22 protein-coding genes are annotated in these 22140 nt (G+C 63.4%); 20 read left to right on the top strand and 2 right to left on the bottom strand.

Annotated elements, in window-relative coordinates; translation table 11 throughout:
* The first annotated feature begins 23 nt into the window (after window positions 1-23).
* The 14 genes from fabF (at window position 24) to JN756_RS24635 (ending at window position 13518) form a co-directional block, all read left to right on the top strand.
* Window positions 24-1268 (top strand): beta-ketoacyl-ACP synthase II, encoded by a 1245-nt coding sequence (gene fabF / locus JN756_RS24700; protein ID WP_046382366.1) that lies wholly within the window; start codon window positions 24-26, stop codon window positions 1266-1268.
* Window positions 1268-2083, top strand: a complete 816-nt coding sequence (gene pabC / locus JN756_RS24695) for an aminodeoxychorismate lyase (protein WP_201021452.1) — start codon at window positions 1268-1270, stop codon at window positions 2081-2083. The genes fabF and pabC overlap by 1 nt, the downstream gene beginning before the upstream one ends.
* Window position 2084: 1 nt before the next feature.
* Window positions 2085-3215 carry an endolytic transglycosylase MltG gene (gene mltG, locus JN756_RS24690; RefSeq protein ID WP_046382368.1) on the top strand — a complete coding sequence of 377 codons (1131 nt, stop codon included), beginning with the start codon at window positions 2085-2087 and terminating at the stop codon, window positions 3213-3215.
* Between the two features lie 19 nt (window positions 3216-3234).
* On the top strand, window positions 3235-3867 hold the full coding sequence (gene tmk, locus JN756_RS24685; protein ID WP_046382369.1) for a dTMP kinase: 633 nt from the start codon (window positions 3235-3237) through the stop codon (window positions 3865-3867).
* Window positions 3860-4849 carry a DNA polymerase III subunit delta' gene (locus JN756_RS24680; RefSeq protein ID WP_046489299.1) on the top strand — a complete coding sequence of 330 codons (990 nt, stop codon included), beginning with the start codon at window positions 3860-3862 and terminating at the stop codon, window positions 4847-4849. Before tmk ends, JN756_RS24680 begins: the two co-directional genes overlap by 8 nt.
* A gap of 63 nt (window positions 4850-4912) precedes the next feature.
* Entirely contained in the window at window positions 4913-5698 is a 786-nt protein-coding gene (locus JN756_RS24675) for a TatD family hydrolase (protein WP_046382371.1), read from the top strand.
* A 445-nt stretch (window positions 5699-6143) separates the two neighbouring features.
* Window positions 6144-6812, top strand: coding sequence for a TetR/AcrR family transcriptional regulator (locus JN756_RS24670; RefSeq protein WP_046382372.1), 669 nt, complete (start codon window positions 6144-6146; stop codon window positions 6810-6812).
* A 114-nt stretch (window positions 6813-6926) separates the two neighbouring features.
* The gene (locus JN756_RS24665) at window positions 6927-7895 is read left to right on the top strand and encodes a GTP 3',8-cyclase MoaA (protein ID WP_046382373.1); all 969 of its coding nucleotides are present in this window, start codon (window positions 6927-6929) and stop codon (window positions 7893-7895) included.
* 184 nt (window positions 7896-8079) lie between these two features.
* Window positions 8080-8685 carry a DUF4823 domain-containing protein gene (locus JN756_RS24660; RefSeq protein WP_046382374.1) on the top strand — a complete coding sequence of 202 codons (606 nt, stop codon included), beginning with the start codon at window positions 8080-8082 and terminating at the stop codon, window positions 8683-8685.
* 16 nt (window positions 8686-8701) lie between these two features.
* Window positions 8702-9262, top strand: a complete 561-nt coding sequence (locus tag JN756_RS24655) for a DUF1285 domain-containing protein (RefSeq protein ID WP_046489303.1) — start codon at window positions 8702-8704, stop codon at window positions 9260-9262.
* Between the two features lie 69 nt (window positions 9263-9331).
* The gene (locus JN756_RS24650) at window positions 9332-10045 is read left to right on the top strand and encodes a GntR family transcriptional regulator (protein ID WP_201021451.1); all 714 of its coding nucleotides are present in this window, start codon (window positions 9332-9334) and stop codon (window positions 10043-10045) included.
* Window positions 10042-11073 (top strand): ADP-ribosylglycohydrolase family protein, encoded by a 1032-nt coding sequence (locus tag JN756_RS24645; RefSeq protein ID WP_046382377.1) that lies wholly within the window; start codon window positions 10042-10044, stop codon window positions 11071-11073. Before JN756_RS24650 ends, JN756_RS24645 begins: the two co-directional genes overlap by 4 nt.
* Window positions 11074-11141: 68 nt before the next feature.
* On the top strand, window positions 11142-12608 hold the full coding sequence (locus JN756_RS24640) for a purine-cytosine permease family protein (protein WP_201021450.1): 1467 nt from the start codon (window positions 11142-11144) through the stop codon (window positions 12606-12608).
* The gene (locus tag JN756_RS24635; RefSeq protein WP_201021449.1) at window positions 12601-13518 is read left to right on the top strand and encodes a PfkB family carbohydrate kinase; all 918 of its coding nucleotides are present in this window, start codon (window positions 12601-12603) and stop codon (window positions 13516-13518) included. The genes JN756_RS24640 and JN756_RS24635 overlap by 8 nt, the downstream gene beginning before the upstream one ends.
* 90 nt (window positions 13519-13608) lie before the next feature.
* Here JN756_RS24635 and JN756_RS24630 read toward each other — a convergent pair whose 3' ends face one another.
* Window positions 13609-14805 carry an MFS transporter gene (locus JN756_RS24630; protein ID WP_057005495.1) on the bottom strand — a complete coding sequence of 399 codons (1197 nt, stop codon included), beginning with the start codon at window positions 14803-14805 and terminating at the stop codon, window positions 13609-13611.
* Window positions 14806-14995: 190 nt separating this feature from the next.
* Here JN756_RS24630 and JN756_RS24625 point away from each other — a divergent pair, with 190 nt between their 5' ends.
* The 6 genes from JN756_RS24625 (at window position 14996) to JN756_RS24600 (ending at window position 20945) form a co-directional block, all read left to right on the top strand.
* Window positions 14996-15475 carry a GNAT family N-acetyltransferase gene (locus JN756_RS24625; RefSeq protein ID WP_057005494.1) on the top strand — a complete coding sequence of 160 codons (480 nt, stop codon included), beginning with the start codon at window positions 14996-14998 and terminating at the stop codon, window positions 15473-15475.
* A 154-nt stretch (window positions 15476-15629) separates the two neighbouring features.
* Window positions 15630-16451 carry an SDR family oxidoreductase gene (locus tag JN756_RS24620; RefSeq protein ID WP_201021448.1) on the top strand — a complete coding sequence of 274 codons (822 nt, stop codon included), beginning with the start codon at window positions 15630-15632 and terminating at the stop codon, window positions 16449-16451.
* Window positions 16452-16489: 38 nt separating this feature from the next.
* Window positions 16490-17476: a substrate-binding domain-containing protein gene (locus tag JN756_RS24615; RefSeq protein ID WP_046489315.1), complete on the top strand. Its 987-nt coding sequence runs from the start codon at window positions 16490-16492 to the stop codon at window positions 17474-17476.
* Window positions 17473-18975, top strand: coding sequence for an L-arabinose ABC transporter ATP-binding protein AraG (gene araG / locus JN756_RS24610; RefSeq protein ID WP_250690892.1), 1503 nt, complete (start codon window positions 17473-17475; stop codon window positions 18973-18975). The genes JN756_RS24615 and araG overlap by 4 nt, the downstream gene beginning before the upstream one ends.
* A 9-nt stretch (window positions 18976-18984) precedes the next feature.
* Window positions 18985-19953, top strand: a complete 969-nt coding sequence (gene araH, locus JN756_RS24605) for an L-arabinose ABC transporter permease AraH (protein WP_079444527.1) — start codon at window positions 18985-18987, stop codon at window positions 19951-19953.
* Window positions 19954-20141: 188 nt separating this feature from the next.
* Window positions 20142-20945, top strand: a complete 804-nt coding sequence (locus JN756_RS24600; RefSeq protein WP_046489321.1) for an IclR family transcriptional regulator — start codon at window positions 20142-20144, stop codon at window positions 20943-20945.
* On the opposite strand, the gene JN756_RS24595 is transcribed toward JN756_RS24600, so the two are convergent.
* Complete coding sequence (locus JN756_RS24595; RefSeq protein ID WP_201021447.1) at window positions 20946-21998, bottom strand: NAD(P)-dependent alcohol dehydrogenase; 1053 nt, start codon at window positions 21996-21998, stop codon at window positions 20946-20948.
* Window positions 21999-22140: the final 142 nt, after the last annotated feature.

The following is a 22140-nucleotide window of genomic DNA, read 5'->3' as shown; positions in this document are numbered from 1 at the left end:
GTCATTAGAAAAAGGAGAGTGCTGTGTCGCGTAGACGCGTCGTAGTCACCGGTATGGGTATGTTGTCGCCACTGGGCACGGATGTGCCGAGCAGTTGGCAGGGCATTCTGGCTGGCCGCAGTGGTATTGGTCTGATCGAACACACGGACCTTTCTGCCTATTCCACCCGTTTTGGCGGCTCGGTAAAGGGGTTCAATGTCGAGCAATACCTCTCGATCAAAGAGTCCCGCAAACTCGACCTGTTCATTCAATACGGCCTGGCAGCCGGTTTTCAGGCAGTGCGTGACGCTGGTCTGGAAGTCACCGACGCCAACCGTGAACGCATCGGCGTGGCCATGGGTTCGGGTATTGGCGGTTTGACCAATATCGAAGAAACCAGTCGCACGTTGCACGAGTCCGGTCCGCGTCGAATTTCACCGTTCTTCGTGCCGGGTTCGATCATCAATATGATTTCCGGTTTCCTGTCCATCCATCTGGGAGCACAGGGACCTAACTACGCCATTGCCACGGCTTGCACCACAGGCACGCATTGCATCGGCATGGCCGCGCGCAATATCGCCTATGACGAAGCGGACGTGATGATTGCCGGCGGCGCTGAAATGGCGGCCTGCGGCCTGGGCATGGGCGGCTTCGGCGCGTCGCGTGCGCTGTCGACCCGCAACGACGAGCCGGCTCGTGCCAGCCGTCCGTGGGACAAGGGCCGTGACGGTTTCGTCCTGGCCGACGGCGCCGGTGCGCTGGTGCTGGAAGAGCTGGAACACGCCAAGGCGCGTGGCGCGACGATCTACGCCGAGCTGATCGGCTTTGGCATGAGTGGCGACGCCTACCACATGACTTCGCCACCGGCCAACGGCGCCGGTGCTGCGCGTTGCATCACCAACGCCCTGCGCGATGCGAAGATCAGCCCGGACCTGGTGCAGTACATCAACGCCCACGGCACTTCGACAGCGACCGGCGACCTGGCGGAAGCCGAAGCGATCAAGTCGGTGTTCGGCGAGCACGCCTACAAGCTGGCGGTCAGCTCCACCAAGTCCATGACCGGCCACCTGTTGGGTGCGGCGGGCGCGGTCGAAGCGATCTTCAGCGTGCTGGCCATCAGGGATCAGGTCGCTCCGCCGACCATCAACCTCGATGAGCCGGATGAAGGCTGCGACCTGAACTTCGTGCCTCATGAAGCGCAGAAGATGCCGATCGACGTGGTGTTGTCCAACTCGTTCGGTTTCGGTGGCACCAACGGCTCCCTGGTGTTCCGCCGGTTCGCCGAGTAATGCACAGCTGGGTCGACGGTCAGCCAGCGGACAGCGTGCCCCTGAAAGATCGTGGCCTGGCGTATGGCGATGGCCTGTTCGAAACCATCGCCGTCAAGGCCGGGCAACCGGTGTTGCTCGACCGCCACCTGCAACGCCTGGCCGAGGGTTGCAGGCGGTTGGCATTGGTTGTGGACCCGGCATTGGTCCGCAGCGAAGTGCTCGCTTATGCCAGCGCCCTCGGCGACGGCGTACTCAAATTGATCCTCACCCGAGGCGACAGCCTACGCGGTTATGGCATCAACCCCGGCGCCCCGGTGCGCCGTATCCTGCAGGGCAGTGCGCCTGCTGCTTATCCCCAGGCCCATGGCAACGACGGTATCCGCCTGTTTCCGTGCGCCACCCGTTTGTCCGAACAGCCGCTGCTGGCCGGTCTCAAGCACCTCAATCGCCTCGAACAAGTGATCGCGCGCGCCGAGTGGCAAGATACCGAGCATGCCGAAGGTTTGATGCTGGATATGTCCGGGCGCGTCATCGAAGGCGTGTTCAGCAACCTGTTCCTGGTGCGCCACGGCGTGTTGTTGACCGCTGATCTGAATCGTTGCGGCGTGGCCGGCGTCATGCGTGCCGAGCTACTGGCCCAGGCGCAGGCGCTCGGCATCCCGGTGGTCGTGGCCGATATCAGCCTTGAGCAGTTGCAGTCGGCCGACGAGGTTTTTGTCTGCAACAGCGTTTATGGCATTTGGCCGGTGCGCAGCTGTGCTGCGATGAGCTGGTCGGTTGGGCCGCTCACCCGTAAACTGCAGGGCATTGTTCGCGCGCTATTGGATATTTGAGTTGATACGAAAACTGTTGTTACTGCTGCTGATCGGTCTGTTCGCGGCGGCGTTGCTGTTGGGGTTTTCGGCCTGGAAGCTCGACTCAGCCCTCAAGCAGCCCTTGCACCTGACCGAGGAGCAACTGCTCGACGTCCCCGCCGGAGCCACGCCGACCGGCACTTTCAATCGCCTGGAAGCCGACGGTGTGCTCGACGGCGCCTTCTGGTTGCGTCTGTACTGGCGCTTCAACCTCGAAGGCCAGCCATTGCACAGCGGCGAATACCGCCTCACTCCCGGCCTCACCGCCCAAGGCTTGATCGGCCTGTGGCAGCGTGGCGAAGTGGTGCAATACAGCCTGACCCTGGTGGAGGGCTGGAATTTCCGCCAAGTGCGCTCGGCGCTGGCCAAGCATGAAAAGATCGTGCAGAGCCTTGCCGGCCTGAGTGACAGCGAAGTGATGGACAAGCTCGGCCACCCAGGGGTTTTCCCCGAGGGGCGGTTCTTCCCCGATACCTATCGCTTTGTGCGCGGCATGACGGATGTCGAGTTCCTCAAGAAAGCCTACAACCGCCTGGACGACGTGCTCGCCCAGGAGTGGAGCAAACGCGCCGCCGACGCGCCGTACACCGACCCCTACCAAGCGCTGATCATGGCCTCCCTGGTGGAGAAAGAGACCGGTGTGCCGGAGGAGCGCGGGCAGATCGCCGGGGTATTCGTGCGTCGCATGAAGATCGGCATGCTGCTGCAGACCGATCCGACGGTGATCTACGGCCTGGGCGAGCGCTACAACGGTAAGCTGACGCGTGCCCATCTCAAGGAAGCCAACCCCTACAACACCTACATGGTTGCCGGGCTCCCGCCGACACCCATCGCGATGGTCGGCCGCGAGGCGATTCATGCGGCGCTGAACCCGGTGCCGGGCAGCAGCCTGTATTTCGTTGCCCGGGGTGATGGCAGTCATATTTTCTCGGACGACCTGGATGCACATAATGCCGCGGTGCGTGAGTTCCAGCTCAAGCGTCGCGCCGATTACCGTTCCAGCCCGGCGCCGCAGGTGAAGCCGTTGGAAGACCCCGCGCCGACGAACGATGCCCCCGACGCACCCGCCGAGCCTGCGCCGGACGCCGCCGCACCGCAAAGCCCGCAATGACTCTGACTAAGGACTGCCTGTGACTGGCTTGTTTATTACCCTGGAAGGCCCGGAAGGCGCCGGCAAAAGCACCAACCGCGATTACCTGGCCGAGCGTTTGCGCGCTGCGGGCGTCGAGGTGGTGCTGACCCGCGAGCCCGGCGGTACGCCATTGGCCGAGCGCATCCGTGAAGTGCTGCTGGCCCCAGGTGAAGAACAGATGAACCCGGACACCGAGCTGCTGCTGGTGTTCGCCGCACGCGCCCAGCACCTGGCCGAAGTGATTCGCCCGGCGCTGGCCCGCGGCGCCGTGGTGATTTGTGACCGCTTCACCGATTCCACCTATGCCTACCAAGGCGGTGGCCGCGGCCTGTCCCAGGCGCGCATCGCCACCCTGGAGACCTTCGTCCAGGGCGATTTGCGCCCCGACCTGACCCTGGTGTTCGACCTGCCGGTGGAAGTCGGCCTGGCCCGTGCCAGTGCGCGTGGCCGCCTGGACCGCTTCGAACTGGAAGGCCAGGCGTTTTTCAACGCCGTGCGCAGCGCATTCCTCGCCCGGGCCAAGGCCGAGCCGGCGCGTTACTACCTGTTGGACGCCGCGCAGCCGCTGGCCCAGGTGCAGCAGGCCATCGATGCGCTGCTACCCACATTGCTGGAGCGCGCCCGTGGCTGAAGCCTACCCTTGGCAGGACAGTCTCTGGCAGCAACTGGCGGGGCGTGCCCAGCACGCTCATGCCTACTTGTTGCACGGCCCGGCGGGTATCGGTAAGCGCGCACTCGCCGAACGCCTGATGGCCAGCCTGCTGTGCCAACGTCCGGTCAACCTGGAAGCCTGCGGCGTGTGCAAGTCTTGCCTGCTGCTCAAGGCCGGCAGCCACCCGGACAACTACCTGCTGGAACCCGAGGAAGCGGACAAGGCGATCAAGGTCGACCAGGTGCGTGACCTCGTCAGCTTCGTGGTGCAAACCGCGCAGATGGGCGGGCGCAAGGTCGTACTGATCGAGCCGGTGGAGGCGATGAACATCAACGCGGCCAACGCCTTGCTCAAAAGCCTCGAAGAACCTTCCGGCGATACCGTGCTGTTGCTGGTCAGCCACCAGTCCAGCCGCTTGTTGCCGACCATTCGCAGCCGTTGCGTGCAGCAGGCGTGCCCATTGCCCAGCGAGGCGATGAGCCTGCAATGGCTGGAACAGGCTTTGCCGGACTGTTCCGAAGCCGAACGCGTCGAGTTGCTGACCCTGGCCGCCGGCTCCCCCCTGGCCGCCGTGAAGCTGCAGGCCCAGGGCGTGCGCGAGCAACGCGCGCTGGTGGTGGACGGGGTGAAAAAGCTGCTCAAGCAGGAGTTGTCCGCCACCCAGTTGGCGGAAACCGCCTGGAAGGACATCCCCTTGCTGCTGCTGTTCGACTGGTTCTGCGACTGGTCGAGCCTGATCCTGCGCTACCAGTTGACCCAGGATGAAAATGGCCTGGGCCTGCCGGACATGCGCAAGGTCGTGCAATACCTCGCGCAGAAAAGCGCACAGGACAAGGTGCTGAATATCCAGGACTGGATTCTCGCCCAGCGCCAGAAGGTCCTCGGCAAGGCCAACCTCAACCGCGTGCTGTTGCTCGAAGCGCTGCTGGTGCAGTGGGTCGGTTTGCTCGGCCGGCGTTAATTTCCGTGGCCGACGGGTGTATCGTCGACCAGATCCTTCCCGTGATTGAAGTTGTCATTTCCTATGCTCGTAGATTCCCATTGCCACCTTGATCGCCTCGACCTCGCCCAACACGGCGGTTCCCTCGACGCCGCCCTGGAAGCGGCCCGCCAGCGTGGGGTCGGGCACTTCCTGTGCATCGGCGTCAGCGCCGACAATGCGGCCGACGTCAAAGCCCTCGCGGATCGCTACGCGGACGTGGATTGCTCGGTGGGTATCCACCCGCTGGACCTCAAGCCTGGCGAAGCTCCGGCCCTCGACTGGTTGCTCGGCGAACTCAACCACCCACGGGTGGTGGCGATTGGTGAAACCGGCCTGGACTATCACTACGAGCCCGAAGCCGCGCTATTGCAGCAAGCGTCGTTCCGCCTGCACCTGCACGCCGCCGAGCAGACCGGCAAACCGGTCATCGTCCACACCCGCGGCGCCCGCGCCGACACCCTGAGCCTGCTGCGCGAAGCCGCATTGCCCCAGGCCGGCGTGCTGCATTGCTTCACCGAAGACTGGGACATGGCCAAGGCGGCCCTCGACCTGGGGTTCTACATTTCCCTGTCGGGCATCGTCACCTTTCGCAATGCCGACGCCCTGCGTGACGTGGCGCGACAAGTGCCGGCCGACCGGCTGCTGGTGGAAACCGACTCGCCGTACCTGGCGCCGATTCCCCATCGCGGCAAGCCGAACCTGCCGGAGTATGTGCGTGACGTGGCGGATTACCTGGCGATGCTACGCGGTGAATCCTACGAACGCTTTGCCGAACAGACCACCGAGAACTTCAAGCGCCTGTTCCCGCTGGCGCACGTCGCGGGTTGACGCGACCAAATCCGAGGCAAAAAAAACCCGGGTTCTGGGGGGGGAATCCGGGTTAAGACCATTAGGAGTAAAACAAGGGCACGCAGTCCGTCGGTACCCAGGTCGACGCTTCACTTGGGGGAGATGTCGCGCCGACAGTTGAAGTATTGATCAGTATCCGATTCAGTCCAGTCGCGTCTGGTCGTTTTTTAAACAGATTTGGAATACGCGCGCTTCGCTTGAGTTCTCATTGAGCGGATGTACAGGCGTAGACGTCACGTATTATTTCTGACTGAACGCCATGAATTCGTCGGCATGCTGAAAGTAATGTGTGTGAGCGGTTCACATAAGCGTTGCCCAACGAACGTTCAGTCGGGATAATCCCTCGTACCGGGTAAATCGTATTGCCACGTCTCCTTGGCCCTGCGCAACCCTCCCTATACCGACCTCTGCAGACCTTTTCCTCATGCAAAAAGAACCCCGTAAGGTCCGTGAGTTTCGCCGCCGCGAGCAGGAAATTCTCGACACCGCCCTCAAGTTGTTCCTCGAACAAGGTGAAGACAGCGTTACCGTCGAGATGATCGCGGATGCCGTAGGTATCGGCAAAGGCACCATCTACAAGCACTTCAAGTCCAAGGCCGAGATCTACCTGCGCCTGATGCTCGACTACGAGCGCGACCTGAACGAGCTGCTGCATTCGGCTGATGTGGACAAGGACAAGGAAGCCCTGTCGCGGGCCTACTTCGAGTTCCGCATGCGTGACCCGCAGCGCTACCGCCTGTTCGACCGCCTGGAAGAGAAGGTGGTCAAGGGCCATCAGGTGCCGGAAATGGTCGAGGAGTTGCACAAGATCCGCGCCTCGAACTTCGAACGCCTGACCCTGCTGATCAAGGGCCGCATCAGCGAAGGCAAGCTGGAAGACGTGCCGCCGTACTTCCACTACTGCGCCGCCTGGGCGTTGGTGCATGGCGCAGTGGCGCTGTACCACTCGCCGTTCTGGAGCAATGTATTGGAAGATCAGGAAGGTTTCTTCCAGTTCCTGATGGACATCGGCGTGCGTATGGGCAACAAGCGCAAGCACAGCAGCGAGCTGCCACCCGTTGACGCTGCACCTGCTGGCACGCCTGCCGCGTAATGATTTGCTGCCAGGTGCAGTAACCCAGGAATATACTCAGGTAAGGCTATTGCTAAAAGCTGATTTATGAGTCAGCTTTTGCTGCGTCTGAATTATCCTCTGCCGGAGTGATCCATGATCGTTGATCGTCAAGGCAGGCGTTTTCGCAATTTGCGGATCAGCCTGACCTCAGCCTGCAATTACGCGTGTACCTATTGCGTGCCTAACGGCAAGCGGCTGGTGGCTGCCCAGGACGAACTCTCGGCCGAGGCCATGGCCCGTGGCGTGGCTTACCTGATCGAAGCCGCCGGTATCGAGCGCCTGCGCATCACCGGTGGTGAGCCGTTGGTCAGCCCCAAGCTGGAAGCCTTCATGGGCGCCGTGGGCGGGATGGGCCTCAGTGAGATCAGCCTGACCACCAACGGCCAACTGCTGGCGCGCAAACTGCCGCTGCTGGTGGACGCCGGCATTCGGCGCATCAACGTGTCCCTCGACACGCTGAACGCCGAGGCCTTCCGCAGCATCGCCCGTGGCGGCGACCTGGCCACGGTGCTCGATGGCATGGATCAGGCGCGCGCGGCCGGGATCAAGATCAAGGTGAATATGGTGCCGTTGCGCGGCCAGAACCTCGATCAGGTGATGCCGCTGCTCGACTATTGCCTGGAACGGGGCTACGAGCTGCGCTTTATCGAACTGATGCGAATGGGCCACCTGGCCAAGGACTCCAATGCCTTCCTGCAGCAATTCGTCAGCCTTCAGCAACTGCTGAGCCTGATCGGCGAACACCACGAATACCTGCAAGCCAACGCTCCCGTGGACGCCACGGCGGTGCGCTACGAAGTGCCGGGCAAGGGTTTCTTTGGGGTGATCGCCAACGAAAGCGTGCCGTTCTGCCGCACCTGTTCACGGTTGCGGCTGTCGTCCACCGGTTGGTTGCATGGCTGCCTGTCGTCGAGCAATCGTCACTATGTCGGTGACCTGCTGGATAAACCGCGCCACCAGGCGCTGCCGGCCTTGCAAGGCTTGCTGATGAAGGCCCTGGGCGACAAACAGGAAGTGGCGTTCTCCGGTGGTGCGACCATCATGAAAATCATCGGCGGCTAACCCGGTTTTCAAGATTGCGCACAATCCAGTGTGGGAGGGGGCTTGCCCCCGATTGCAATGTGTCAGTCCCAGATAATCTGACCGACTCGCCGCAATCGGGAGCAAGCCCCCTCCCCAAATGGCGCGGATTCTGCATCTCATGCCCATTCGCCGGTTTTCCGTCACCGGCTTCTGGAGGATTAGGATGCGTAGTCTGGTTTTGTTGCTGGCGTCGTTGACGCTGAGTGGTTGCATGACCGTCAGCGATATGGCCGAAGGCACCCGTTATCAGATGAGCGACGCCGGGTTGCTGGACCACAGCGACACCCGGCGCTCCGCGTCGATTCGCGTGCAGCCGGACTCCTTTGTCTTCATCGCCCAGGGCGCCTTCGTGCCGCCCGGCAGCGCCTATCCGCGCCCGAACGTGGTCGCCGAAGAAGCCTTCAACGGCTTCGTCGAATACTTCCCCATGGTGCGCCGCGCCCGCCAGCCCGAAAGCCTCGAACAAGCCATGGCCGAAGCCCGTGCGGCCGGCGCTCACTACTTGCTGTACTGCCGCTTCGCCAAGGCGGATGACCGCATCGGCAACGCCGATGAGTGGACCGATCAGCAGGCCCTCGACCGTGTCGGCCTGGACAGCGGCGTTATCCAGATCATGTTGATCGAGACCAGCACCCAGTATTTGATTGATACTGCACGGATTCGCAGTCGTGGCGGTTTACTGACGTTCCACGACAATACGCCCCAAGATCTGATCGCCCGCCCGCTGGCGCAGTACGCCCGAGGCCTGCTGGGCATGAGCGATCAGTAAGCCAGAGGAGAAGCCCATGACCGATTCCGCCAAGGCCAATGATCTATTGGCCCAACTGCCCAAGGGTAAGGGACCGGCGCCGGTGCATCTGTGGAACCCGGACTTCTGCGGCAACATCGACATGCACATTGCCCGCGACGGCACCTGGTATTACCAGGGCACGCCGATCGGGCGCAAGCCGATGGTCAAGTTGTTCTCCAACATCATCCGCCGCGATGGCGATGAGTACTTTCTGGTCACCCCCGTGGAAAAGGTCGGCATCACCGTCGAGGATGCGCCGTTTGTCGCGGTCACCCTGGAAGTCGAAGGGCAGGGCGAAAGCCAGCGGTTGCGCTTCACCACGCAAGTCGACGAGCAGGTCGAGGCCGATCTTGAACACCCGCTGCGGGTGGTGATCGACCCCGACACCGAGGAGCCTTCGCCCTATCTGCGCGTGCGCGCCAACCTCGAAGCCCTGGTGCATCGCAATGTGTTCTACCAATTGGTCGAGCTGGCGGTGAGCCGTCCGATCGACGGTCAGAACTGGCTCGGCGTGTGGAGCGGCGGGACGTTCTTCCCGATTGGCCTGGAGCCCTGAGAAGGTTTTTTCCTCTCCCTGAAATAATTCGCTTGCTGCAAACGGCTGCTTTCGGTTATCAATTTGTACATGATTAGACATGTCCGATTCGATAAGAAAAAACGCGTCGTCGACGAACTCATCCGCCGTATCGAAGGTGGGGTGATGGCCGATGGTTTCCTGCTGCCGGGTGAGCATCAACTGGCCGAAGAGTTTGCGGTCAGTCGCGGCACGCTGCGCGAAGCCCTGGCCGAGCTCAAGCGCCGCAACTACATCGCCACCCAGGGCGGCGTCGGCTCCATCGTCACCTATGACGGCATGGTGCTCGACCAACGCAATGGCTGGGCCCAGGCCCTGGCCGACACCGGCGCCCTGGTCCGCACCGACATCCTGCGCTTCGAAGCCGTGACCCGCCCGGACCTGTTCAGCCGCTTCGGCAGCGACCAATTCATCGCCCTCGACCGTCGCCGCCGCGCCGCCGATGGCCGCGCCGTGTCTTTGGAGCGCTCGCTGATGCCGGCCTCCGGAGGCCTGGAAGGCTTGCCCCGGGTCGGGCTGATCGACAACTCCCTGACCATCACCCTGGCCGCCTACGGTTACGTCGGCGCCGAAGGCGATCAATGGATCGGCGCCGAGCCTCTGACCGATGAAGACGCCGAGCTGCTCGAGCGCCCGGTGGGCACGGTGTTTCTCAAGGCGTCGCGCACCACTTACGACCGGCGCGAACGCTTCATGGAATACGTGGAGAGTCTGCTCGACCCGCTGCATTTTCGTCTGCACTTGCAGTTTGGCGCGACGAAATGAGCGCGCACAATCGTGCCCTCGGCGCCTTCTACGGTCTGGCGTTGGGCGATGCCCTGGGCATGCCCACCCAGTCTTTGAGTCGCGAGCAGGTCCGGGCGCGCTTCGGTGCCATCACCGGCCTGGAAGATGCCGACGCCGACCAACCCATCGCACCGAACATGCCCGCCGGCTCCATCACCGATGACACCGAGCAGGCGATCCTCGTCGGCGAGTTGCTGGTGGAAGGCCAGGGCACGATCGAGCCGAGCGTACTTGCGCGACGCCTGATCGACTGGGAAGCGCGAATGCGCGCCAAAGGCTCCCAGGACCTGCTGGGCCCGTCGACCAAGCGCGCCATCGACATGATCCTCGCTGGGCATACGCCTGAAGAGTCCGGGCGCTACGGCACCACCAACGGCGCGGCGATGCGTATCGCGCCGGTGGGGATTGCCGCCGATGTCAGCGACCCCGCGCCGTTCATCCGTGCGGTGATCCAGGCGTGCCAGGTGACCCACAACACCAGCCTGGGCATCTCCAGTGCCGCGGCAGTGGCGGCAGTGGTCTCGGCCGGGATCAACGGCGCGGACCTGGGCGCAGCGCTGAACATCGGCAGCCAGATCGCCCAGCAGGCCGAACGCCATGGACACTGGGTGGCCGGCGGCCGTATTGCCACGCGCATCGGTTGGGCGCGGACCTTGAGCGTCGCCAGTGGCGACAAGGCGCTGTTCGCCGACTTGCTCTATGAATTGATTGGCACCTCGGTCGCTTCCCAGGAATCGGTGGTGGTCTCGTTCGCCCTCGCGCAGCAAGTGGCGGTGGGCGAGATGAACGCCTTCGAGGCCTTGTGCGTGGCCGCCAGCCTGGGCGGCGACACCGACACCATCGCCGCGATCCTCGGCGCGATGCTGGGCGCGTGCCTGGGGATGCAATGCTGGCCGGCGGCGATGATCGAACAGGTCCAGCGGGTCAACGGGCTGGCGTTGCAGCCGTTGGTTGAAGGGCTGCTCAGCTTGCGCCAGGCGCTACAGGCCAGCGCGCTCGCGCACTGACCGAGTCAACATTGCGATTTGCGAATTTGCCACAACCCTAACAATACTGGCACCAGGAGCACCCGCACATGAGTACGTCCACTTCCGGCCCAGGCGCCGGGCGCTTGGAAACGCGCGGCATCGAACCGGTCCCCGAAGGCGAGTGCCACGGCCATCCGCTGCAACTGTTCTGGGTGTGGTTCGCCGCGAACATCAGCATCCTGGGGTTGCCGTTGGGCGCCACCCTGGTTGCGTTTCGCGGCCTGGCCATCTGGCAGGCGGTCATCGTCGCCATCCTCGGTGCCGCCGGCTCCTTCGCGGTGGTGGGCATTATCTCGATCGCCGGGCGGCGCGGGCGTGCGCCGAGTCTGACGCTGTCTCGCGCCATCTTCGGCGTGCGCGGCAATATCGGGCCGACGTTGGTGTCGCTGATGTCGCGGCTCGGTTGGGAGACCGTCAACACCACCACCGCTGCGTTCGTGCTGCTGTCGTTGTGTACGCTGCTGTTCCACACCCCGGTTGCGGCGAAAAGTGCGCCGCTGCTGACGCTGCTGTTCATCGCCATTTTCGTACTGCTGACCCTGGCCGTTTCCGGCCTGGGCCATGCGACTTTGCTGGTGATCCAGAAGTGGGCGACCTACGTGTTCGGCGCCTTGAATCTCCTGGTCGGCGGCTTCCTCTGCGCCACCATCGACTGGAGCGCAGTGTTCAACGCCACCCCGGCGCCCTTGAGCGCGATGCTCATCGGCATCGGCACCATGGCCGCCGGCACCGGGATCGGCTGGGCCAACGCCGGCGCCGACATGTCGCGCTACCAACACCGCAGCGTCACGGCCGTGCGCCTGGTGGCGTCTGCCGCGTTTGGCGCGGGCATTCCACTGGTGCTGCTGATCACCCTCGGCGGCCTGCTGTCGGTGGGCAACAACGACCTGGCGGCGGCGACCGACCCGATCGTCGCGATCCGCGACATGCTGCCCACCTGGATGGCCGTGCCGTACCTGATCACCGCGTTTGGCGGGCTGTTGCTGTCGAATAACCTGTCGGTGTATTCGGCCGGCCTCACTACCTTGACCCTCGGTTTGAAGGTCAAGCGCGTGTACGCGGTGATCGTCGATATCGTGGCGATCTTCGCCGGTTCCATCTACTTCATGCTGATCGCCGACAGTTTCTACGGCCCGTTCATCACCTTCATCTCGTTGCTGGCGGTGCCGATCACCGCATGGGTGGGGATCTTCGTGGTCGACCTGATTCACCGTCATTACTACAGCCCCGACGACCTGCTGAACGTCAGCCCAAGCAGCGCCTACTGGTATCGCGGCGGCGTGGAATGGCGCGCGTTGGGGGCGTGGGCCGTGGCGATCGGGCTGGGGTTCAGTTTCACTACCATCGGCACCACCGCCGACAACATCTGGTTCGCCGGGCCGTTGTCCGATTCCTGGTTGGGCCACAACGGCCTGGGCTGGATCGTGACTTTCGTGGTGGCCGGCGGGATATATGCGTTGCTCGGCGGCGCGGCTGACCGGCGTCCGGCATTGGTCGAGCGTGCCAATGCCTAGGTTGCTGCACACCGGCCAGGTCATCGTCGACCTGGTCATGGCCCTCGATCAATTGCCGGCGAGCGGCGGCGACGTGCTGGCGCAATCGGCTCGTTTCGAAGCCGGCGGCGGTTTTAATGTGATGGCGGCGGCGCGGCGCAACGGGCTGCCGGTGGTCTACCTGGGGCGCCACGGCAGCGGCCGTTTCGGCGACCTGGCCCGTGCGGCGATGCACGCCGAAGGCATCGACATCGCGCTGCCCGCCAGCGCCGGCAAGGACACCGGCCTGTGCGTGGCGCTGACCGAAGCCAGCAGCGAGCGCACCTTCATCTCCCATCTGGGCGCCGAGGGCGAGCTGAGCGCCGAGGACTTGGCCAACGTCGCGCCACGTGCCGATGACTACGTGTACGTGAGTGGCTACAGCCTGCTTCTCGACGGCAAGGCCCAGGCGCTGATCGACTGGCTACTGGCGCTGCCACGGGCGATTACGGTGGTGTTCGACCCGGGCCCGCTGGTCCAGGCGCCCGACTCGGCGTTGATGCGCGCGCTGCTGCCGCGTATCGATATCTGGACCAGCAACGGCCCGGAAGCCCTGGCGTTCACCGGCGCGGCGGATATGGCCGAGGCGCTGATCAAGCTCAACCAGTATCTGCCCGCCGACACACTGCGGGTGGTGCGCGATGGGCCGAACGGTTGCTGGGTCGGGCGGGCGAATGCGCTTGAGCCTGTGCCCGGCTTCAAGGTGCAGGCGGTCGACAGCAATGGCGCGGGAGATGCCCACGCCGGCGTGTTCATCGCCGGTTTGGCCAACGGTTTGAAACCGCTCGACGCGGCGTGCCGTGCCAATGCGGCGGCAGCCCTGGCGGTGACGCGCTGGGGGCCGGCGACTGCTCCCGGCGCTGCGGAAGTCGACGCATTCCTCGCTGGATAAGCCCCCGCATTTTGAGCGGTGTTCGCCTGGCTATCGATGTGCGGGTCGGCGCCGTTGTCGATGATCGCGCCTGGATGCCGACGAGCGGTATCAGGACACCTGTAAGGTTTTGTGCGCCGAGAGCTGGCGCGCTATCAGGCGTGCCACGGTGATCATCCAGTTCAGTGCAGCGATGGCCAGTACGCCCATCATCAATGTCGACAGGCCGTAGTCGACGATGATCCTGCCCGCCAGCCAGGGAAACCCGAAGACGCCGACAAAATACGCCAGGCTGAACAGCAGCAACGCCTGGGACGTCGTGCCGGACGGCGCTTCGTGGGCGACCAGCCCATTGATCACCGAATACGTCAGGCCGTAACCCACCCCCAGCGTGGCAGCCGCCAGCAGGTAGCTGAGGTTACCGCTCACACCAAAAGCAAACAGTGCAATCGAGCCGAGCATGATCCCGGACAACACACAGGCGGCCCGGTAGGCATCACGCTTGACCACGAAGCCGGCGATCAACAGACGGCTGGTGATCGCGGCGCTCAGGAACCCCGCGAAGAACAGCGAATAATCCAACCCATGCGCGGCCGCGTAGCTGGTCTGGAACGATGAGAGCCCGCCAAACACGCAACCGCCCAGGCCGACCATGAGGATGGCGAACGCCGCCCTGGACGACAGCACCCGGCGGCTGGCGGCCAGGGAAATCCTCGACGTCGGCGCATTCGCATGGTGCTTGAGTTGTGCGCCCAGTCGCCAGAACATCAGCACCCCAACGAGGCTGGCCGCCCCAGCGATATAGAAGGCGGTCGTCAGGGGCAGGTCCAGCGCACTGGTGGCTCGTCCGAGCAAGGGCCCGGAACCGATCCCGCTCAACATGCTGCCCGACAGCAGCGCAAAGTACTTGGCCCGCTGCCTGGGCTCGACCAGCAAGGTCACGATGATCGGGCCCAGCGTGTAGAACACCCCCCAACCCAAGCCGAGGGCCAGCCCGAACAGCATCAAGCCTTGGCCAAACCCCGGCGTCAGGGCAAAACCGAGGCAGGCCACCACCAGCAACACGCCCATTCCCGCAATCGCCCGTGCCGCGCCCACTGCATCGGCCAAATGCCCGGAGAGCACTACCGCGACGAAGGTACTGAGCATCGCCGTGGAAATCACACTGCCGGCGTCATGCTCATTCCCACCGCGCGAGTGAATCAGCAACGACAGCAGAAACGTCGAGCCGTAGGACAAGGACAACAGGAAGCTGGCCAGGCAAAACAGGACGAATAGTTTTCCGCCCACCGGAGGTGTGGAGTTCATGAGCACGCCTTGGAATCATTGGAGTTATGGCCACGTTCTACCATGCGTGTCAGGGCGGATTGTTCTGTGGTTGCTGGTGCTTGCTTTAGCCCGCAACGGAGTAAGGTGGCCTGGCGCTCCCGAAATTGCACTGCAATCTGTCATCAAACCGTCTTAGTATGTGGCCTTTGAATTTGCCCAAGGCGCGCCCATGACCATCGAGATTCGCCCCGCCGTGCCCAGCGATGCTGCGCAGATCCTGACTTTCATCACCGAGCTTGCCGAGTTTGAAAAAGCCCGTCATGAAGTGATCGCCAGTGTGGCGGATATCGAGCGCAGCCTGTTCAGCGAAGGCGCCACCGCCCATGGGCTGATCTGCCTGCGCGACGGTTTGCCCATCGGCTTCGCGGTGTTCTTTTTCAGCTATTCCACCTGGCTGGGCAGCAACTGCCTGTACCTCGAAGACCTCTACATCAACCCCGAGCAACGCGGCGGCGGGGCCGGCAAGAAGTTGCTGCGCCACCTGGCGAAGATCGCCTGCGACAACGGTTGCGGGCGGTTCGAATGGAGCGTGCTGGATTGGAACGAACCGGCGATTGCCTTCTACAAATCCATCGGCGCCCAGCCCCAGGAAGAGTGGGTGCGCTACCGCATGGAGGGCGATGCGCTACGGGATTTCGCCCAGGGCTGATCAAGTACCCGGTGAAAACCGGCGTCCCGACGCCGGTTTTTTTATATGTATTCTCACTATATGGGATGTAAATTTATATATTGAGATATTTAAAGGTCTGGGTTTATAGTCGGCTGCATCAGCACTCACTACCAAAAATAAAACAGGTGAAGCGATGCAGGCACAACCTCTGTCACTCCCCGCCGTGCCCGAACCGACTTATGGCGAGCGGCTCAAGCACAAGGTGGTGATCGTCACCGGCGCGGCCCAAGGCATTGGCGAGGCGATCGTGGCCTGCTTCCAGGCGCAGCAGGCACGTTTGGTGATCGCCGATATCCAGGGCGAAAAGGTCGAGCAAGTCGCCGCCCACTGGCGCGAACGCGGCGCCGAGATCTACGCGCAACCGGTCGACATCACGTCCCAGGCGCAATGGCAGGCGCTGGTCAACCTGGCCATCGAGCGCTTCGGCCGTGTCGATGTGCTGGTCAACTGCGCCGGGGTCAACGTGTTCCGCGACCCGTTGCAGATGACCGACGAAGACTGGCGGCACTGCTTCGCCATCGACCTCGACGGCGCCTGGTATGGCTGCCGCACGGTGTTGCCGCACATGATCGAGCAGGGCATCGGCAACATCATCAACATCGCTTCGACCCATTCCAGCCACATCATTCCCGGCTGTTTTCCCTACCCCGTCGCCAAACACGGCCTGCTCGGCCTGACCCGCGCCCTCGGCATCGAATACGCGCCCAAGGGCATCCGCGTAAATGCCATCGCCCCGGGTTATATCGAAACCCAACTCAACGTCGACTACTGGAACACTTTCCCCGACCCCCACGCCGAGCGCCAGCGCGCATTCGACCTGCACCCGCCCAAGCGCATCGGCCAGCCTGTGGAGGTGGCGATGAGCGCGCTGTTTCTGGCCACCGATGAGGCGCCCTTTATCAACGCCACCTGCCTGATGATCGATGGCGGACGGTCGGTGATGTACCACGACTAGAACTTGTCACTCTCCAATAACAACAAGAGGTGCCGTTCATGAAAAAAACACTCCGCGTACTCGCCGCCGCCATTGCGTTAAGCGGCTTCAGCAGTCTGGCCGTTGCCGAACCCGTAAAAATCGGCTTCCTGGTCAAACAAGCCGAAGAACCCTGGTTCCAGACCGAATGGGCCTTCGCCGAAAAAGCCGGCAAGGAACATGGTTTCACTGTGATCAAGATCGCCGTGCCCGACGGCGAGAAGACCCTCTCGGCCATCGACAGCCTGGCCGCCAACGGCGCCAAGGGCTTTGTGATCTGCCCGCCGGACGTGTCCCTCGGCCCGGCCATTGTCGCCAAGGCCAAGGTCAACGGCTTGAAAGTCATGGCCGTGGATGATCGTTTCGTCGACGCCAAGGGCAATTTCATGGAAGACGTGCCGTACCTGGGCATGGCCGCGTTCGAAGTCGGCCAGAAGCAAGGCGCGGCGATGGCCGCCGAGGCGAAGAAACGCGGTTGGGACTGGAAGGACACCTACGCGGTGATCAACACCTTCAACGAGCTCGACACCGGTAAAAAACGCACCGACGGTTCGATCAAATCCCTCGAAGAAGCCGGCATCCCCAAAGACCATATCCTCACCGCCGCGCTCAAGACCCTCGACGTGCCCGGCAGCATGGACGCCACCAACTCGGCGCTGGTCAAGCTGCCCAGCGGCGCGAAGAACCTGATCATCGGCGGCATGAACGACAACACCGTGCTCGGCGGCGTGCGCGCCACCGAAAGCGCCGGCTTCAAAGCCGCCAACGTGATCGGCATCGGCATCAACGGCACCGACGCCATCGGCGAGTTGAAGAAAGCCAACAGCGGCTTCTTCGGTTCGATGCTGCCCAGCCCGCACATCGAGGGCTACAACACCGCGCTGATGATGTACGAGTGGGTCACCACCGGTAAGGAACCGCCGAAGTACACCGCGATGGACGAAGTGACGCTGATCACCCGCGCCAACTTCCAGGAAGAACTGACCAAGATCGGGCTGTGGAAATGACCGCAGCGGCACTGCGCTTTGACGGCATCGGCAAAACCTTCCCCGGGGTCAAGGCGCTGGACAGCATCAGTTTCACTGCCCACCCGGGGCAGGTACACGCGTTGATGGGCGAGAACGGCGCGGGCAAGTCGACGCTGCTGAAGATCCTCGGCGGCGCCTACATCCCGAGCAGCGGCAGCGTGCAGATCGGCGCGCAGACCATGGCCTTCAAATGCGCGGCCGACAGCATTGCCAGCGGCGTCGCGGTGATCCACCAGGAGCTGCATCTGGTGCCGGAAATGAGCGTCGCCGAGAACCTGTTCCTCGGGCATTTGCCGGCGCGTTTCGGCGTGGTCAACCGCGGCCAGTTGCGCCAGCGGGCGCTGGCGTGCCTCAAGGGCCTGGCCGATGAAATCGACCCGCAGGAAAAGCTCGGGCGCCTGTCCCTGGGCCAGCGCCAACTGGTGGAAATCGCCAAGGCGCTGTCGCGTGGCGCGCATGTGATTGCCTTCGATGAACCCACCAGCAGCCTGTCGGCCCGCGAGATCGACCGGCTGATGGCGATCATCACGCGCCTGCGCGACGAGGGCAAAGTGGTGCTGTACGTGTCCCATCGCATGGAAGAAGTGTTCCGCATCTGCGACGCGGTCACGGTGTTCAAGGACGGCCGCTACGTGCGTACCTTCGACGACATGCGTGCGCTGAGTCACGACCAGTTGGTCACCTGCATGGTCGGTCGCGATATCCAGGACATTTACGACTATCGGCCGCGCGAGCACGGCGAGGTGGCGCTCAAGGTCGACGGTTTGCTCGGCCCGGGCTTGCGTGAGCCGGTCAGCTTTGAGGTGCGCAAGGGCGAGATCCTCGGCCTGTTCGGCTTGGTCGGCGCCGGGCGCACCGAGCTGTTTCGCCTGCTCAGCGGCTTGCAGCGCGCCACGGCGGGGCAGTTGGAACTGTGCGGGCAAGCGCTGCAATTGCGCTCCCCGCGCGACGCCATCGCCGCCGGCGTGCTGCTGTGCCCGGAGGACCGCAAGAAGGAGGGCATCATCCCGCTGGGCAGCGTGGCCGAGAACATCAACATCAGCGCACGCGGCGCCCATTCCCGGTTCGGCTGGCTGCTGCGCGAGGGCTGGGAGCAGGGCAACGCCGAGCAGCAAATCCGCGGGATGAAGGTCAAGACGCCGAGCGCCGCGCAGAAAATCATGTACCTGTCCGGCGGCAATCAGCAGAAGGCCATTCTCGGCCGCTGGCTGTCGATGCCGATGAAGGTGCTGCTGCTGGACGAGCCGACGCGGGGCATCGACATCGGCGCCAAGTCGGAGATCTACCAGATCATCCATGACCTGGCGGCGAGCGGCATCGCGGTGATTGTGGTGTCCAGCGACTTGATGGAGGTGATGGGGGTTTCCGATCGCATTCTGGTGCTGTGTGAAGGCGCTTTGCGCGGCGAACAACGGCGCGAACACGCCACTGAATCCAACTTGCTGCAACTGGCCTTGCCGCGTGGCCTGGCGAACTGAGAGACGACTATGACGACCCAACACAACGCGTTGCCGACGGCACGCAAACCCTTGGACCTGCGCGCGCTGCTCGACAACTGGGCGATGCTGCTCGCGGCGCTGGCGATTTTCCTGCTGTGTGCCTTGCTGATCGACAACTTCCTCTCGCCGCTGAACATGCGCGGGCTGGGCCTGGCGATTTCCACCGTGGGCATCGCCGCCTGCACCATGCTGTTCTGCCTGGCGTCGGGGCACTTCGACTTGTCGGTGGGTTCGGTGATCGCCTGCGCCGGGGTGGTGGCCGCGATTGTGATGCGCGACACCGACAGCGTCATGCTCGGCATCGGCGCGGCGCTGCTGATGGGCCTGATTGTCGGGCTGATCAACGGCATCGTCATCGCCAAGCTGCGGGTCAATGCACTGATCACCACCTTGGCGACCATGCAGATCGTACGCGGCCTGGCCTATATCTTTGCCGACGGCAAGGCGGTGGGGGTGTCCCAGGATCAGTTCTTCGTGTTCGGCAACGGCCAGTTATTGGGCGTGCCGGTGCCGATCCTGATCACCATCGTCTGCTTCCTGTTCTTCGGCTGGCTGCTCAACTACACCACCTACGGGCGCAACACCATGGCCATCGGCGGCAACCCGGAAGCCGCGCTGTTGGCCGGGGTCAACGTGGACCGCACGAAGATCCTGATCTTTGCCGTGCATGGCCTGATCGGTGCGTTGGCCGGGGTGATCCTCGCGTCACGCATGACCTCGGGCCAGCCGATGATCGGCCAGGGCTTCGAGCTGACGGTGATTTCCGCCTGCGTGCTGGGCGGGGTGTCGCTCAGCGGTGGCATCGGCATGATCCGCCATGTGATCGCTGGGGTGCTGATCCTGGCGATCATCGAGAATGCGATGAACCTGAAGAACATCGACACGTTCTACCAGTACGTGATCCGCGGCTCGATCCTGCTGCTGGCGGTTATTATCGACCGCATGAAGCAGCGCTGAATTCATGCCATGTGAAGGTCTAAGTGTGGGAGGGGGCTTGCCCCCGATGGCGGTCTATCAGTAACAGATGTGCAGACTGGCACACCGCTATCGAGGGCCAGCCCCCTCCCACATTTGGATCTCAACTGTATTGAGGTTCGGTATTTGCCATAATGCCGCTCGTTTTCGTACCACCACATAGGCTCGATATGCAGGAAACCGCCCACACCCCCGTCAAAGACGCCGCCCCCACTGGCACCCAGACCTTGCTGCGTGGCTTGGGCGTGGTGCAGGCGGTGGCGGCTGGTGCGCGGGATCTGAAAGAGATCGCCCGGCGCATCGGCACCACCCGCAGCACCACGCACCGCCTGGCCAGTTGCCTGGTGGAGGAGCGCTACCTGCGCGTGGTGCCGCAAGTCGGTTACCTGCTGGGGCCGAAGCTGATCGAGCTGGGGTTTCAGGCGCGCGAAGAGTTGCCGTTGGTGACCCTGGCGGTGCCGTACCTGGATGAGTTGTCGGCGCTGACCGGTGACACCATCCACCTGGCGATTCGCGAAGACGACGACGTGCTCTACCTGCACAAGAACCCCGGGCGCAACGGTCCGGAAATGCGCTCGCGGGTCGGCCACCGCATGCCGCTGGCGCGGACCGGCATCGGCAAGGCGTTGCTGTTGGATGACAGCGTCGAAGAGTGGCAGCGCCTGTACGAAGTCAGCCAGCCGGCGGCAGGGAAACACCTGCAGTGGCCGCAACACCCCGAGCAATCCTGGGCGCAGTTCGAGCAGCGCATGCATGAGTATGTGCTGGGCGGGTATGCGTTCGACCTGGAAGACAACGAACCGTCGATCCGCTGCGTGGCGGCACCGGTGCGCGATGCCAGCCGGCGAATCGTCGCCGGCATCAGCATCGCCAGTACCGTGCCCTACATGCCGCTGGAGAAAATGGCCGAGCTGATTCCTGTGATCAAACAGGTTGCGGCGCGGCTGTCCGCGGAGTTGGGCGCGAAGGCCTGATCAGGCCTTCAAGGTCGCCATGTCGATGACAAAGCGGTACTTCACATCGCCGGCGATCATGCGCGTGAACGCCTCGTTGATCTGGCGGATGTCGAGCATTTCGATGTCGCAGGTGATGCCATGCTCGGCGCAGAAATCCAGGACTTCCTGGGTTTCTGCGATGCCGCCGATCAGCGAACCGGCGAGCATTTTACGCCCCAGCACCAGCTTGGCGGCGTTGACGGGCGGGTCCACCGGCTCGATCAGGCCAACGAGGATATGCACGCCGTCAAAGCGCAGCACATCGAGGTAGGGGTTCAGGTCGTGCTGCACCGGGATGGTGTCCAGCAGGAAGTCGAAGTGCCCGGCGGCGGCTTGCATTTGCGTGGCGTCGGTGGACACGATCACATGATCCGCGCCCTGGCGGCGGCCTTCCTCGGCCTTGCTCGCGGAGCGGGTGAACAGCGTGACTTCGGCGCCCATCGCCTTGGCGAACTTGATGCCCATATGGCCCAGGCCGCCCATGCCGAGAATCCCGACTTTATCGCCGGCCTTCACACCGTAGTGCTTGAGCGGCGAGTAGGTGGTGATGCCGGCGCAGAGGAGCGGTGCTGCGCTGGCCAGGTCGAGCTTGGCCGGGATCTTCACCACAAAGTGTTCGCTGACCACGATGCTGTCGGAGTAGCCGCCCATGGTGTTGCTGCCGTCCACACGGTCCGGGGTGGCGTAGGTCATGGTCGGGCCTTCGAGGCAGTATTGCTCCAGGTCCGCTTGGCAGGCGTCGCAATGGCGGCACGAGTCGACCATGCAGCCGACGCCGACCAGATCACCGACCTTATGCGCGGTGACGCTGGCGCCGACGGCGGTGACTTTGCCGACAATCTCATGGCCCGGCATCAGCGGGTACACGGCGATGCCCCATTCGTTGCGGGCCTGGTGGATGTCAGAGTGGCAGACGCCGCAGTACAGAATTTCGATCGCCACGTCATCGGCGCGCGGGCTGCGGCGTTCAAACGACATGGGGGCGAGGGGAGTGGTGGCCGACTGGGCGGCATAACCGATAGCGGTGTACATGAGTGAACCTCGCAGAAGCAGTGACAAGTGAGGTGGGCCATTTTCCGCGCCGACCCCGGAGGCGGCCATGGCGATTGCTCCGAGTCTCATGCCTATTCGTCCGGCAGTACGCCTGGTTTGGATGCACGGCGCGCCAGACCTG

The organism is Pseudomonas sp. Y39-6 (assembly GCF_023651955.1).
GTDB classification, from domain to species: domain Bacteria; phylum Pseudomonadota; class Gammaproteobacteria; order Pseudomonadales; family Pseudomonadaceae; genus Aquipseudomonas; species Aquipseudomonas veronii.
The sequence above is the reverse complement of the archived record's forward strand: the minus strand, read 5'-3'. Positions and strand labels throughout refer to the sequence as shown.